The sequence below is a fragment of the uncultured Chitinophaga sp. genome (assembly GCF_937874145.1).
GTDB lineage: Bacteria > Bacteroidota > Bacteroidia > Chitinophagales > Chitinophagaceae > Chitinophaga.
The window spans coordinates 1-15,150 of the sequence record NZ_CALNBI010000245.1; the positions used below are offsets into that span (position 1 = coordinate 1).

Below are 15,150 nucleotides of genomic sequence, written 5' to 3' on the forward strand. Positions count from 1 at the left end.
CCGCCAGTCAAAGGCGCAATAACATCTCATATGAAGAAAAGCAACCTCATTATACTCCTCCTTGTCCTGGTGATTCCGGTGGGCCTGCTGCTGCACAACCTGGCGCTGCGGGCGGATTTCCATGAAGCTCAACCCCGGCCGATGGCTCCATACCAGGGCGATTTCAGGTATCACCGGTCCTTGCCGGGTTACAAGCACATCGTGTTGGAAGGGGTCGTGCGGCTAAAAAGCAAACGTAAAAGCCGGGCCAGCATATACCATGTGAATGCAAGGATCTGGGTAGGGCCAGACCAACAGGCCGGGCTCACGTACCGGGCGGATATGAAGCCCTATCTGAAAACGGAAGTCCGTAACGATACGCTGTTTTGCTGGTTCGAAGCGGATAATTCCCGCGACTGGATGTCGGCGGTGAGATCATACCGCGAACTGGAGATCAGGGTGCCGCAAGTTGAAAGCATTACAGCCGGCGATCTGAACCTGGAAATATTTCAGCTGGCGCAGGAAGCCCCGGTGGCGTTAAATTTCTCACACATGAACGTCGCCAGCATCAGTTATGCCGATGTACCGTTCCTGGATGTAAAAAGCAACCGGGCGACGGTGTACATCAGCGGCGGCAGGGCGGATACCCTGCGGTACGAATTGGAAGACGAATCGTACCTGACGGTGAACCGTTTTGTGGCGATCCGCGAAAAGGAACTGGTACGTGCAGGCAAGGGCGCCAGTTTCACGCTGAGTGGCGTACCGGCGGATTCGGCCATGTTATCTAAGTAAAGATTCTATAACGTATGAAAATGAAAACCGCCCGGGTGTTGACCCGGGCGGTTTTTTTATGCTCGTCTTGATACAGATCAGAATTGTGTGGCTAAATAGGCCATCGTGCCCGCACCGATTTCCAGCGCGCGTTCGTCGATGTCAAATTTGGGCGTGTGTACGCCTGCCGTGATGCCTTTGGCTTTGTTGCCGGTGCCGAGGCGGAAGAAGCAGGCGGGTATCACCTGGGAGTAGAACGCGAAATCTTCCGCGCCCATCCGCAGTTCGGTATCCACGACATTATCCGCGCCCATGTAATCTTCGGCCAGCTTGCGCGCGGTGCCGGTTACGGCTTCGTTGTTGTAGAGCGTGGGGTAGCCGACGAGGATATCGATGTCGATCTCCGCGCCCATGGCGTGTACCAGTTCGGTCGCATGTTTACGGATGAGCTCGTGGGCTTTGAAGCGCCAGGTTTCGTCCATCGCCCGGAAGGTGCCCATGAGCTTCACTTCGCTGGGGATCACGTTGGTGGTGAATCCGCCATTGAAGGCGCAGATGGAAAGGACGGAGGGGGAAAAGGGATCGTTGTTGCGGCTGATAATTTGCTGAAGGCTCACCACGAGGTTCGAGGCGATGAGGATCGTGTCTGCCGTGAGGTGCGGGGCAGCGGCGTGGCCGCCTTTGCCTTTGATGGTGATATAGATCTCATCGGCGCTGGCCATGTATTTGCCGGCGCGGAAGCCCAGGAGCCCTGTTTCCATCGCGGGGAGCACATGGAGGCCGAGGATGGCCTGGGGCTTCGGGTCTTCCAGCGCGCCGTCCTGGATCATGAGGCTGGCGCCGCCGGGGTGTTTTTCTTCGCCGGGCTGGAAGAGGATCTTCACCGTGCCTTCGAACTCATCACGCAACTGCTGAAGGATGCGCGCGGCGCCGAGGGCTACCGTGGTATGCACATCATGCCCGCAGGCATGCATGATGCCGGCGTTTTGTGATTTATAAGGAACATCGTTGGCTTCTTCGATCGGCAGCGCGTCAATATCGCCGCGGAGGGCTATGACCTTCTTGCCGGGGTTCTTCCCTTCGATCAGGGCCACCACGCCCGTGCCGGCAACGCCCGCGCGGAAGGGGACGCCCCAGCTTTCCAGCTGCTGCTGTATAAACTTCGATGTTTCGAATTCCTGGAAGGATAGTTCGGGATGGGAATGCAAATGTCTTCTGCAGGAGATCAGGTCAGGGGCGTACTCACTGGCCAGGGCTTTGATCCGGTCTTTCATTAATCTTCTTTTTCCGGTGATACGTTGATGATGGTCGGTACTACGAATGCGCCGTTGGGGAAGAATTCCGCCAGCTCCTTGCGCAGCTCGGTCGCCTCATCGCGGGATTTGAAATCGCCTACGCGCACCTTGAAATAAGGCGCTTCGAAGTCGATATAGGTACGGTAATCGGGATAGCGCTGCATCACGCGGGTTTTGGCCTCGTTGGCTTCGTTGCGCTTGTTGGTGGTCAGCACCTGCACCCGGAAGCCCGGCTGGTTGCGGATAGCCAGGTTGTTGATGTAGACCTGTTTACGGATCAGGATGTCGATCCGGCTGTCTTTGGTTACTTTGACGTTGCCGTCCTGCTGTACCGATTCCTGCGCGCGCAGGGCGGTAGCGGCGGTTACCAGCAAAAGCATCAGGCAGCCTGTTCTTAACATCATATATTTTTTTCGTTTGATGGCAAATTGGATGAGCGAAGCCCTATTGCAGGGAAGCCGCTTCTTTCATGATCGCTGCTCCGGAGCTGGTGCCGATGCGGGTGGCCCCCGCCGATATCAGCTCCTTGGCAAAGGCAAAGGTACGAATCCCGCCCGAAGCCTTTATCTGAATATTGGCCGGCAGGTGCCGCCGCATCAGGGCCACCGCTTCCACGGAAGCACCCTTCTCGGCGTAGCCGGTACTGGTTTTAACGAAATCGACCCCGTAACGCCCGTACAGCTCGCAACAACGCACGATTTCATCCTCCAATAATATGCCACTTTCTATAATCACCTTGATCTTCCGCTGCTTATTGCGGACAATGGGCAGCACCGTGGCGATTTCCTTTTCCAGGTAAGCCCAGTCGCCCCCGCGGATGGCAATCAGGTTGGCCACCATATCCAGTTCGTCGGCCCCGTCGATGATCGCCAGTACCGACTCGGCGACCTTGGCCTCCAGGGCTGAATACCCGAAGGGGAAGGCGATAACGGTGGCCACGGCGGTGCTGGTGCTGCCCAGGAACGTTTTGGCCGCGTTCACGAAGGGCGGCGGTACGCATACGGCGGCGAAGTCGAATTCCACGGCTTCCATGCTGAGGCGCTTTATGTCGTCGAGCGTGGTGGTGGGTTTGAGGATGGTATGGTCGATGTAGCGGTTGATGTTCATGTTGACAGGATGTTTTGCAGCAAACAAAAAACGGAGTTACGCAGGAAAGTCCCGGGTAACTCCGTTGGTTATTTTACGCAGCGGGTGATTATTGGTCTTTCCCGTGACAGTTTTTGAATTTCTTGCCGGAACCGCAGGGGCAGGGATCGTTTCTGCCGACTTTGGGGCCTACGCGAACGGGCTCCTGTTTGGGCTCGTCCATAGCGGGGGCGTACTCTTCGCGGCGGGCGGGCCCTTGCTGGGGAGCGCCGTGGCCGTTGCCGGCGTCGGGGTCCTGGTGCGAAGCGCGCATGCGGCTCATGTCGGTTTTCTCTTCATGCCCTTCGGTGATCTGCGCTTCTTCTTCGGCCTGCTGACCGGGGATGCCGGCTTTGCAAAGGAAGGAAACGATTTCCTTGGAATTCTCGGCGCTCATCTGCTTGAACAGCTCGAATGCTTCGAATTTATAGATCAGCAGCGGGTCTTTCTGTTCGTACACGGCGCTCTGAACGGATTGTTTCAGGTCGTCCATGGCGCGGAGGTGCTCCTTCCAGGCGTCGTCGATGAGGTTGAGGGTGATGGAGCGCTCGAGTGCGGAAATGGTTTCCCGGCCTTCGGTTTCCACCACTTTACGGAGCGGCGCCAGCACGTGGAGGCCACGGCGGCCGTCGGTGAACGGAATCGAGATGTTCTCGATATGCTGCCCCTGCTCTTCGAAGATCTTCTTGATGACAGGATAAGTACCGGTCACCACTTCGTTGGTGCGGCGGTGATAATTCGCAACTGCTTCGCCATACAGTTTCTCGGAGATTTCCTGCACGTTGCCTTTCTGGAATTCGTCTTCCGAGATCACGGTATCGATGGCGAAATTCTTGATCACATCCAGTTTGAAAGCTTCGTAGTCGTCGGTGGCGCGGTGTGTGGTCACCAGGTTTTCGGCTACTTCGTAGAAGGAGTTGTCGGTATCGATCGCGAGGCGCTCGCCGAAGAGGGCGTGGTTGCGGCGGGTGTAGATCACCGTACGCTGCTTGTTCATCACGTCGTCGTATTCGAGGAGGCGCTTGCGGATGCCGAAGTTGTTTTCTTCTACTTTCTTCTGGGCGCGCTCGATAGAGCGGGTGATCATGCTGTGCTGGATCACTTCGCCTTCCTTGTAACCCATACGGTCCATCAGCGCGGCGATACGGTCGGAACCGAACATGCGCATCAGGTCGTCTTCCAGGGATACGAAGAACTGGGAAGTACCGGGATCGCCCTGGCGGCCGGCACGGCCACGCAGCTGGCGGTCTACACGGCGGCTTTCGTGGCGCTCCGTACCGATGATGGCAAGACCGCCCGCTTCCTTCACGCCGGGCCCCAGCTTGATGTCGGTACCACGGCCGGCCATGTTGGTGGCGATGGTCACGGCGCCGGGCATACCTGCTTCGGCCACGATCTGGGCTTCACGGGCGTGCTGCTTGGCGTTCAGTACGTTATGGGGGATCTTTTCGAAAGTCAGCATTTTGCCGAGGAGCTCGGAAACCTCTACGGAAGTGGTACCTACCAGTACGGGGCGGCCTGCTTCCTTCAGTTTCTTGATCTCTTCGATCACGGCGCGGTATTTATCGCGCTTGGTTTTATATACGAGGTCTTCCGCGTCTTTACGGGTAATCGGCAGGTTGGTAGGGATGGTTACCACATCCAGCTTGTAGATTTCCCAGAACTCACCGGCTTCGGTGGTGGCCGTACCAGTCATGCCACCGAGTTTGTGGTACATGCGGAAGTAGTTCTGCAGGGTGATGGTGGCGAACGTTTGGGTGGCGGCTTCCACTTTCACGTTTTCCTTTGCCTCGATCGCCTGGTGCAGGCCGTCGGAGTAACGGCGGCCATCCAGGATACGGCCTGTCTGTTCATCCACGATCTTTACTTTCCCGTCCATTACTACATACTCCACGTCTTTTTCGAAGAGGGTGTAGGCTTTGAGGAGCTGCTGTACGGAGTGGATGCGTTCGGATTTTACGGCAAAGTCCTGCAGGAGCTGGTCTTTCCGGGCCATTTTCTCTTCAGGGCTGATGTCCATTCTCTCCAGGTCGGCAATTTCGGAACCTACATCGGGCATCACGAAGAAAGCGGGATCTTCGCCGGCGCCGGTGATGAGGGCGATACCTCTTTCGGTGAGGTCTACGCTGTTGTTCTTTTCGTCGATATGGAAGAGCAGGCCTTCATCCACTTTCGGCATTTCGCGCTGCTGGTCGGCGATGTAATAGTTCTCCGCTTTCTGCTGGAGCACTTTCATGCCGGGCTCGCTGAGGTATTTGATCAGGGCGCTGTTCTTGGGAAGGCCGCGGTGGGCGCGCATGAGGGCGAGGCCGCCGGTCTTGGGATCGTCTTTCCCTTCCGCGATGAGCTTCTTGGCTTCGAGGAGGCTGGCCGTCACGATCTTGCGCTGCTCTTCCACCAGCCGCTGAATGCGGGGCTTCAGGGTGTGGAACTCCTGCTCGTCGCCGCGGGGGATAGGGCCGGAGATGATGAGCGGGGTACGCGCATCGTCGATCAGCACGCTGTCCACCTCATCCACCATGGCGAAGTGATGCTTGCGTTGCACCATTTCTTCAGGGCTGTGCACCATGTTATCGCGCAGGTAGTCGAAACCGAATTCGTTGTTGGTGCCGTAGGTGATATCTGCCTGGTAGGCATTGCGGCGCTCGAAGGAGTTGGGCTGGTGCTTGTCGATACAGTCCACGGTAATGCCGAGGAATTCGAAAAGGGGGCCGTTCCACTCGGAGTCACGCCGTGCGAGGTAATCGTTCACCGTTACCACGTGCACGCCTTCGCCGGTGAGGGCGTTGAGGTAAGCAGGGAGCGTGGATACGAGGGTTTTACCTTCACCCGTCGCCATTTCCGAAATCTTGCCCTGGTGCAGCACCATACCGCCGATCAGCTGTACGTCGTAATGCACCATGTTCCAGGTTACCTCGATGCCGCCCGCTACCCAGCTGTTCTTCCAGGTCGCCTTGTCGCCCTCGATGCTCACGTAATCACGAAGCACCGCCAGGTGGCGGTCCATATCGGTGGCGGTAGCGGTGATGGTGGCATTTTCTTTCAGCCTGCGCGATGCTTCCTTCACCACGGCGAAGGCTTCGGGCAGCAGCTGTTGCAGTATTTCTTCGATTTTCTTGTTGCGTTCCTTACGGAGCTTATCGATATCACGATAAGTGAGATCTTTGGTATTCACATCCTCTTCGGATTCTGCAGCCGCCTTCTTGTCGGCGATTTCCCGGTCTATTTCAGCCAGGTGATCCTTGATGCGGGAACGGAAAACCTGCGTTTTGCCACGCAGTTCGTCGATAGGCAGGGATGACAGTTTTTCATACTCCTCGTTAATCTGCTTCACCATAGGCAGGATCAGCCTGATATCTCGTTCAGACTTGTTTCCTCCGAAAAGCTTTGTTAAAAAACCTAGCATGTTAAAATTTTCGATGTCTAAAAGAATAAAGGAACCTGTTGCGGGGGAAATATAGTCAAATATTACGCCCGGATGCCAGGTTGTGACAAGGTGGCAGGGCGGGGCTCTGCGGACCAAGGCTGGTAAAATTAGGAATTTTTGGGGGATGGCCCTATGAAATATGGGAAAAATTGGGCATACCGCTGTATTTCTGCCGTTGCCCGCCAGCAATTTGCAAAATAAAGGCCGCCCCGGAGAAGGGGCGGCCTCGTGTCAATCAATGGGTGGTTTCCTGGGAGAACAGGCTATCTGACTCTATAGCTGATGTCTACTACTTTCCCGAACCCGCTCCACTCGCGGAACAGCTCGAAAGGCTCGTTCCGCTCCGGCATCCGGTAGATGCGGACCTTACCGTTGCTGCCTTCGGTGCCACCAGGCAGGTGCGAACCGACAACCACCGACTGCTGGTATGTGGCGTAAGGTTCGGTGGTTTTGAGATGGGGACGTGTTTTTACGGAGGTGATGACCTCCGGGCTCACGTCCGCCATCAGTTTGTGGGTATTGTAATTGATATCGAACTGATACAGCTTGCTGCCTACCGAATACAAGAGATATCCCAGCGATTGCCCGAAGGCGAACTGCTCGGCATTCGCAATGTCGCCGGTGCTCTCGTTGATCTCCAAATACTGGTCCTGCTGGAAAAGGGGCGTGTTGCCCGCCAGGGTGATGCGCACCAGGAAATGCTTCTTCGTTACAGGATCCTTCATCACGGCGATATTATTCCCGCCATTGAAACGGGTGTACCCCATCCACAGCAGGTCTTTGCCGATCTTGTAGCTGAACAGGGCATTCGGCGGCGTGGGGATGGTATCGCAGCCCCGGTCGGATGCCGCGTCCAGCCGGAGGAACCAGCGTCGTGACTTATCGAATACCATACAGATATTTGGCGCCACGAACACAGGGATGGCGATGAACGGCGCCGGATCGATGGGTTCGTTCGTACCTGCCAGCTTGTTCACGGGGGCTCCGTATCCAATACCGTTTTGCGGGTACATGGCGTACATCTCCTTGTCGCTGGTCACGATCACGAAGCAGCTGCCATAAGGCTGGTGCATCACCGGCCTGAAGGGCTGCGGAACAGGCGCCAGCATCTCCCGCAACATATCGTGCTTAGGCGTCCATTGCCAGGTATTGGCGTTGATCTTCTGCGTACCGTCGTCGGTCAGGACGTACAACGACTGTACCGTACCTACCTGGCTTACATAATCGGAGCCGATGGATAAGGCCCTGGGGCCACGGAGCGCTGGCATGGGCGCACCGGAAGTGCCGGAAATATCGATGAAAACCTTGTCGGCACCGTCGGTCTGGCGACTTACCATATCAATCCGCGCCAGTCCTTCCACATCGCTCAGGATCACCCAGCCTTCATACGTACTGGTCTGCACTTCGAGGTTGAACAGCTTGTGGTATTGTACGCCGGTTTTTTTATTGCGGACGCGGTAAAACAGGTTGTAATTCCCGGTTGCGCCGGTGATTTCCCATTCCAGGTTCCGGCTGGTGCCGATGATACGCTTGCCGGATTCATCCGTAGACAGCGACTGGATGCACATCCACTCGAATTCAAGATCGGATTCGGCAACGGGTGTGCTGAAAGACAGCTCCGGCGAAATACGGAGCGTGTCGCGTTGGAGGCGGGCGTATTGTTCTTCAATATTGGAGATCTCAATATCGCCTACATCCTTGTATTCGTAATTCCCGAGGTCCTTGTAGCAACCGGAGAGCGTGGCTGCGATCAGCAGGATAAATGCAGTTTTTTTCATGTGATCCAATGCGTTAATAGTGATCTGTTAAAGGCCGTCGCCCATTTTCATTTCGGAACCATCTTCTTCCAGGACCGTTCTCCCTGCTTTGGCTTCTGCTTCCAGGTAATTCCGGACGAAGCGGCCGTAGAAGCGCATGTTGCCGTAGGAGACCTGGGTGTCGAAGAGGCCCACCGGCAGGTCGAGTACTTCACAGATGAGCAGCAGCTTTTTACGGGAAAAAGGGCCGAAAAGCGGGTCCATCCAATATCGTGGCCTGCTGATGATGTCGTTGAGCACCAGGACATGGCTTTTGATATTGACGTTACGGCCCCGTGCCGACACATAAGCATCCTTCACCGGCGTCTGGAATTTGTCGTTGGGCATGAGCTCCAATGTGAGGGTGAAGTTTTTTTCCTGCATGTCGGGCGTCTTTCTGACGATGACGTTAAGGAGCGCGAAATTCTTCCCTGCGGGAATTTCCACGCTGGCGGGCAGTTGATATTGCTCCGCCCTGGCGGCGTTGGCGGCTGTGTCCACCACCCGGAAATCAATCCGCCGCGGCGCGTTGGTGGTGTCGCCCTGGGTACGGATGCGGAGGGTGATGGTGGAATCGTTCAGTTTGGGCGCAAAGCCAAAGGAGACGATGCTGGTATCCGCGAGGTATTCGGTGCCGGGGTTCACTTCGCGGTACACATCGAAGTACACGGATGAAGGCCCGTCGTAAAAAGGAACTTCGCTTTTCTGACAGCTTCCCAGCAGTAAGGCGCCTGTTAGTATGGAAAGAATTTTTTTCATGTTCGTAACGGGTTTAATCACGGTAACGGATTTCTTCTTCGGGAATGGGAGGGCAGTACTTCCCGGTGGTCATATCCACCGTTCCGGTTGCGGAAGTGCCGTTTCGCATTTTTGTAATGAAGAGGCGTTTGTTGTAAAAGAAAAGCTGCCCTTCGCCATAAAACTCCCGGCGGTATTCGTTCCCGATCTCATTGGCGAGGTTGGCCGTGGGAGGCAGGTCCAGCAGCCCGCGGTTTTTACGCACGGTATTGAGCGCCGCCAGGGCCGTTTCGGGATTGTCGTCACACTCCGCCGCGATGTAATACATTTCGGCGATGCGGATAAGGGGGAGGAAGTTCCTGTACACCGAGTCTTTCCTTTCCATCTCATCGTACTTGTAAAAGCAGCGGTGTGTTTTTGAACCGTTTCCGGGAACGGCCCATATCACGTTGGAAAACCGGTAGTCGGCCGTATTGTTTTCATAAATGGCGTTCAGCCTTGCATCGTTTGGCGCCAGGATCCTGTTGGGTGCCAGTTCCGCATCGAAATAAGCCAGTTGTTTCTGGTTCATCCGCATATCGTGCAGGCCAAATAGCACTTCCGTATGGAATACCCGGTTGGGTGCCGCCCTGTTGCCGCTCACCTGGGTGCCGGTAACGAAAGGGAAGCGCCCTGCCTGGGCTTCGATAACGGACAGCGCGGCCGCCAATGCCGCGGGCTTATTGTTGCGGTACAAATGAACACGTGCCTGAAGGCCCTTTACAGCATAGTAATTCATGCGCAAAGGCCGCATCCGCCAGAAATTGCTCCCGCCCGTGGGGTCCGCATTGTACATAGGGCCACCGGCGATAATGGGATCGTCGTTCAGCAGTAACGCGGCCGAGTCCAGGTCCGACAATACCAGGTCCATCACCTCGTTGGCGGGCGACAGCCCGGTATAACGCGTGTCGAACGCGCGGTTGTAGGGAATGCTTTTGTTGACGGAGTCAGCCGTGGCGTACACCGGCCCGAAGAGCCGCAGCAAATCGAAGTGCAGGTAAGCCCTCAGCCCGTATGCCTCCCCTTTCATATGCCGGTAATTCCGCTCGTCGGAGAATACCTGCCGGCGCTCGTCGATCGCGGATAAAATCAGGTTGACGTTGGCGACCAGCTTGTAATGTTCCCGCCATAACATCCCGAAACGCGCTCTGGCCGTATCTGTTCCGTAGTTGAATGCAGACAGCATCGTTAGCTGGTGCGTGGTGTTGACGCTGAAATTATGGCCGAGGATTTCCATGAGCTCCATGGTCATCTGCCCGCCGTAAGACCATTTGCTGGTCATATCCAGGTACACCGAGTTGAGGGACGAATTGAACCCCTCTTCGGTGGTATACAGTTTTTCTTCCGATACCTTGTCGCGCGGCTGCACGTTCAGCCATTTCTCGCAGGCGCTGAACCCCAGCAGGGCGGGCAATAGAAGCGGAAGGATATATTTTCTTTTCATGTTGCTTTTGTTGGATTAAAAGGAAACGCTTGCGGAAAGGCCCAGGCTGTTGGCGAAGGGATAATCGATACCGCGCTCGCGCCTTACGGAGGAGATGCGGAAGATGTCGTTCATGTAGGCCGACAGCCGTATGTAGCTGATGCCCCAGCGCTGGATCCTGCCGCCGTTGAACTCGTATGAGGCGCTGATGGATTCGCCGCCGAGGGTGTTCTCTTCCTGGATAAAACGGGAGCTCATCTTGCTTTCATCCGTCAGCGAAATGCCCTTGTACCGGGTGATGTCGCCGGGTTGCTGCCAGCGGTCGTACAACGCGCGGCGGTCCTGGTTTACTTTCAAACCGTCCAGGTTGATGTTTTCCACTTTCTGGAAAAGGGCGGTATTGAACTGTTCGCCCCCAATGCGGTAGCGCAACCGGATGTTCAGCGCGAAATCACGGTAGTTGAGCGTAGTGCCGATGATGCCGTCCAGGTCGGGGCGCCAGTCGCCCACCACTACTTCGTCATCGTAATCGTAGTCGTACGTCAGTGTGCCGTCTTTTTTGATAAGCACTTCCTTGCCGGTGCTGGGGTCGATGCCGTGCGAACGGATGGCCCACAGCGCGGTGGGGCTGCCACCGTCGTAGTACCTGTCGAGGTTTTTGGACTGGTTCAGCTTGTTCATCACATCCAGTTTGTTACCGATCCCTTCATACCGCGCCCTTTCGTGCTTGCCGGTGAAGATCAGGTTCCAGTTGAACCGTTTCGAAGGAATGGCGATCGGTGAAAACGACAGGTTGAAGTTGTACCCCTTGCTCGCTTGCCGGCCGATATTGGTGGTGAATAGCGCCGTTCCGACCGATGCGGGCAGGTTGATCACCGCCACGAGCGGATCCGTTTCCTGCATCACGTAATCCGCATTCAGCCGGATCCGGTCCAGGATCACCGCATCCACGCCCACCGTGCGCTTGAGCGTTTGCTGCCATTGCAGGTCGGGGTTGCCGAACTGGTCTACCGAAGCGCCGATGCCAAAGTAGTTTTGCAGCAGGGTGTTGTAGTTGAAAGTGGTGAAGGACTGGTACGCCAGCCCGCTTTCGTTGCCAGGGTTGCCGATGCTCCCGCGGATCTTCAGCATGTTCACGATCCGCTTGTCGAAGAACGCTTCTTCATGCAGGTTCCAGGCCAGGCCCACCGACCAGGTGCGCGTGAAGAGGTTGTTGGCCCCGTAATTGGATGAACCGTCGAACCGGTAGCTGAAATCGGTCATAAACCGGTTGTCGTATACGTAGTTGCCCTGCCCGTAGAAGCTCGTAGCGCGCGATGTGGCTTCCGTTAACTGCGGTTTGCCGTTCACCTGGTAAGAAGCCGCATACGCGGGGGAATTGATGTATTCAGGGAACCCGACGGCCATGTACCTGTCAGACAGGTTGCGGTTCTGCCGGATCGACCAGCCGGCGATCATATTGATCAGGTGCTTCTCGGCGAAGGTGCGGCCATAGGTAAAAGTGACGTCGCCGTCGTAGCCGTTGCGGTCGTTCCGCTCGCTGGCGTAGCTGCCCTTTTCCATGATCGGCGTCTCCAGGAATTTGCTGTGGACAGAAGGCGTGAAAGCCTCCGAGCGCGTAAGTGATTTTGTGATCCCGAAGCGCGCCCGGAACCGGAGATCATAACGGATGGCATATTCAAGCTGGAAGTTGTTGATCAGGTCGAAGTTGTTGGTCTCGTCTTTGTTGGGCAACATCGCATCCCAAAGCGGGTTGGGGGTGTCGTAATCGGGCCGCCCGAAATTATCGTTGGTGGCTTCGAGCAGGCGGGAAAGCGTACCGTCTTCGTTGGTTTTGCGGAAATAGGGATTGGCGCGGGAGAAATTGGAGAAACTGCCGTACGGCGATTCGTTGGATTGGTACAGGTTGAGGGAGAGGTTGTTGGAGAAGGTCAGTTTCTTCCTGCGGTATTGCAGCTTGATGTTGCCGCCGCCCACGTCTCTGCCGGAACCTTTCATGATGCCGGGCAGCTTGCGGTAGTTGAGGCCCACGCCATACAGCAGCTGCGGGTCGCCGCCTTCGATGTAGAGCGAGTGCCCGGTGCTGACAGCCGTGCGCACCGGCTCATTCATCCAATAAGTATTTACACCGCGCCGCACTTCCGCAAGTTTTGCGTTGTACTGCGCGTCGAGCTCGGCCTGTAATGTGTAGTTGTGGCGCTGTTGGTATGGCGTGGTATACCTGCCGGAAAGCCGCTCGAACTCAAGCTTTTCTTCGGCATTCATAAGATTGTAATCGCGAAGGTCAGGGATAAATAGGTTATTGTCTGTCGAATAGGTTACACGCAATTCCCCGGGCTTGGGTTTCTTCGTTTCGATCACGATCACGCCGTTCGCCGCGCGGGAGCCGTAGATGGCTGTAGAAGCCGCGTCTTTGAGGATCGTAATGGTTTCCACCCGGTTGATGTCGAGGTCCATAATCATGCGCAGCGTGGTCTGGAAACCGTCGAGGATGAAGAGCGGCAGGTTGGGATCGGTGCCCAGCTGCTCTTTCAGGCCCAGGATACTCGCCCGCCCCTGGATCTCGATGTCGGGCAATACGTTCGGGTTGGAGCCCAGCGTGTTGTTCTCGAATACGCTGAACGCGGGGTCCAGGCTGCGCAAACTCTGGATGATGTTTTGGTTGCCCACCGATTTGAGTTGACGCGCGGTATACGTATTGGCCGACCCGGTGAAGCTTTCCTTCTGCCGGTCAAACAATCCCGTTACCACCACTTCCTTGATGCTGGCGACGTCTTCGTCCAGCGTGATTTTTAAACTGGTTCTGCCGCCCAGCGCGAGCTCCCGCGGTTTATAGCCGACGAAGCTGATCACCAGGACGGCGTTCTCCGGTGCGGTGATCTCAAATTGGCCGGCGTTGTTGGTAACGGTGCCTACATTGCTGCCTTTGATGCGGATGTTGATGCCGGGCACCGTCTGGATGTCGCCCTTTTCCGAACGGAGCACCACCGTGCCGGATACCCTGACGTCGGCCACGGTTTCCGTTCCGGCGCTTTGCTGGCGGGGCGTTCTGCCAGGCGCGGGCGCCTGCCCCGTCCTTTTCACCACTACCTGGTTGCCGATCACTTTGTACTGCGCGTCTGCCGGCAGCAGGCTGTTGAGCACCTCTTCCAGGGGCTTGTTGTCGGCCACGAGCGATACGGATTTGGAACCGTTCAATTGCGACCCGTCGAACACAAAGTGTACGTTGGTCTGCTTCTCCAGCGTGGCCAGCACTTCAGACAAAGGCTTCTTCGTCACGCGCAGGTGTACTTTCCGGCTGAGCGCAAAGGTGTCCTGCGCATGCAGGGGCGTGCTCCCCAGCATCAGCGCGAGCAGCAGGCCGCCCGACACCCGTCGCCACCGGCGGTTGGTTTTGGAATTGCTTCTTGTAGTCATTACGGAAAGCGTTTTAGTTTCTGGTTGTTTTTGTTGATATATATGCGTTATTGGCATGCATGTACTGTCCTTCCTGCCTATGAAAATATCCTCCCCTGTCCGCGGTTTTCACCGGCGGCTGCAGCTTGCAGTCGGCATATGGCATTTTCTTTACCGGATGTAAATCGTGTCGTTCCGCCTTTCGTATTGATAGTCGTACAGGGCCGAAAGCGATTGTAATACCTCGTCGAGCGTTAACTGGCTGAAATTGGCATTCAGGGCCGGGTGCGCGTTGTTCCTGCTGTTGACCACCACCGTTACCCCGTATTGGGCCGACAGTGTTTCGCAGACTTCCTGCATGGATGCATCCACGAACCGCAGCTCACCCGTGCGCCAGGATGTGGCGTTGAGCCCCAGGCGGTCGTTCATCTCCACGCGTTGCTGCGCGCGGAGATACACGGCCCCTTTCCCCGAGCTTACCAGCGTTGGCGAATGGCCGGCCTCCGGGCCGAAGTGCACCGCGCCCGACAATACGTACAGCTGCACCTGTCCTTTCACGGAAGCGAGGTTGTACGCGGTGCCCAGCACTTCCACCTTCGCGCCCCCGGCGTAAGTGGTGAATGGCTGCGAAGGAGCGGAGCGGACGTCGAACAGGGCGGCGCCGCTGTCGAGCATCACTTCCCGGCGCTGGTTGTAACGGATCTCGGAACGGGGCTTGAGGACGATGCGCGACCCGTCCTCCAGCACCACGGAATCTATGGCGCCTGCCGTGGCAAAGCGGACGAAGCGGGCTCCGGAGCGGGAGGAGTTCCAGTACCATAGCCCCGCCGAAATCAGCAGGGCTGCCGCTGCCGCCGCGGCAATCCTCCGCCAGGGGAGCCTGGCCGTGCGCGCCTGGGGCAGCCTGGCCCTGAACCTCCGGGCGGCCGCCTCCGCGTCGATGCCGGACAATTCCCCGATACCGGCGGATAAGGTCCAGATACGCTCATACTCCCTGAATATGGCCTCGTTGCCGGCGTCGGATTGCAGCCAGGCTTCCAGCGCCGCGCGCGCCGCCGGGTCTTCCGGCGCTTGCAGGTGCTGTACAATAGTGTATAAATCGGGATGCTCACCCATGCGAATTGAATTGTTCTGCTAACTTGAAGACAATGCGAAAGACAT

10 protein-coding genes are annotated in these 15,150 nt (G+C 56.7%); 1 reads left to right on the plus strand and 9 read right to left on the minus strand.

The genetic code is table 11. The features are described from left to right. Positions 1-30 precede the first annotated feature (30 nt). Positions 31-771, plus strand: coding sequence for a hypothetical protein (locus tag Q0510_RS12040; RefSeq protein WP_298711757.1), 741 nt, complete (start codon positions 31-33; stop codon positions 769-771). 77 nt (positions 772-848) lie between these two features. Here the strand turns inward: Q0510_RS12040 and Q0510_RS12045 are convergent, their stop codons facing one another. The 9 genes from Q0510_RS12045 to Q0510_RS12085 all read right to left on the minus strand — a co-directional run bounded on the left by Q0510_RS12045 (position 849) and on the right by Q0510_RS12085 (position 15,105). After that, positions 849-2,024 carry a M20 family metallopeptidase gene (locus Q0510_RS12045; RefSeq protein ID WP_298711759.1) on the minus strand — a complete coding sequence of 392 codons (1,176 nt, stop codon included), beginning with the start codon at positions 2,022-2,024 and terminating at the stop codon, positions 849-851. After that, on the minus strand, positions 2,024-2,449 hold the full coding sequence (locus tag Q0510_RS12050; RefSeq protein ID WP_298711761.1) for an SPOR domain-containing protein: 426 nt from the start codon (positions 2,447-2,449) through the stop codon (positions 2,024-2,026). The genes Q0510_RS12045 and Q0510_RS12050 overlap by 1 nt, the downstream gene beginning before the upstream one ends. A gap of 40 nt (positions 2,450-2,489) precedes the next feature. Further along, entirely contained in the window at positions 2,490-3,152 is a 663-nt protein-coding gene (deoC, locus tag Q0510_RS12055; protein WP_298711764.1) for a deoxyribose-phosphate aldolase, read from the minus strand. A gap of 88 nt (positions 3,153-3,240) precedes the next feature. Next, the gene (secA, locus tag Q0510_RS12060; protein ID WP_298711767.1) at positions 3,241-6,576 is read right to left on the minus strand and encodes a preprotein translocase subunit SecA; all 3,336 of its coding nucleotides are present in this window, start codon (positions 6,574-6,576) and stop codon (positions 3,241-3,243) included. A gap of 284 nt (positions 6,577-6,860) precedes the next feature. Next, on the minus strand, positions 6,861-8,375 hold the full coding sequence (locus Q0510_RS12065) for a PKD-like family lipoprotein (protein ID WP_298711770.1): 1,515 nt from the start codon (positions 8,373-8,375) through the stop codon (positions 6,861-6,863). Between the two features lie 27 nt (positions 8,376-8,402). Beyond that, entirely contained in the window at positions 8,403-9,152 is a 750-nt protein-coding gene (locus Q0510_RS12070; protein WP_298711773.1) for a DUF4843 domain-containing protein, read from the minus strand. A 13-nt stretch (positions 9,153-9,165) separates the two neighbouring features. After that, a complete protein-coding gene (locus tag Q0510_RS12075) occupies positions 9,166-10,614 on the minus strand; it encodes a RagB/SusD family nutrient uptake outer membrane protein (RefSeq protein WP_298711775.1) in 1,449 nt (482 codons plus the stop codon). 15 nt (positions 10,615-10,629) lie between these two features. Then, positions 10,630-14,010 carry a SusC/RagA family TonB-linked outer membrane protein gene (locus Q0510_RS12080; RefSeq protein WP_298711778.1) on the minus strand — a complete coding sequence of 1,127 codons (3,381 nt, stop codon included), beginning with the start codon at positions 14,008-14,010 and terminating at the stop codon, positions 10,630-10,632. 150 nt (positions 14,011-14,160) lie between these two features. Continuing rightward, a complete protein-coding gene (locus tag Q0510_RS12085; RefSeq protein WP_298711781.1) occupies positions 14,161-15,105 on the minus strand; it encodes a FecR family protein in 945 nt (314 codons plus the stop codon). Positions 15,106-15,150 lie beyond the last annotated feature (45 nt).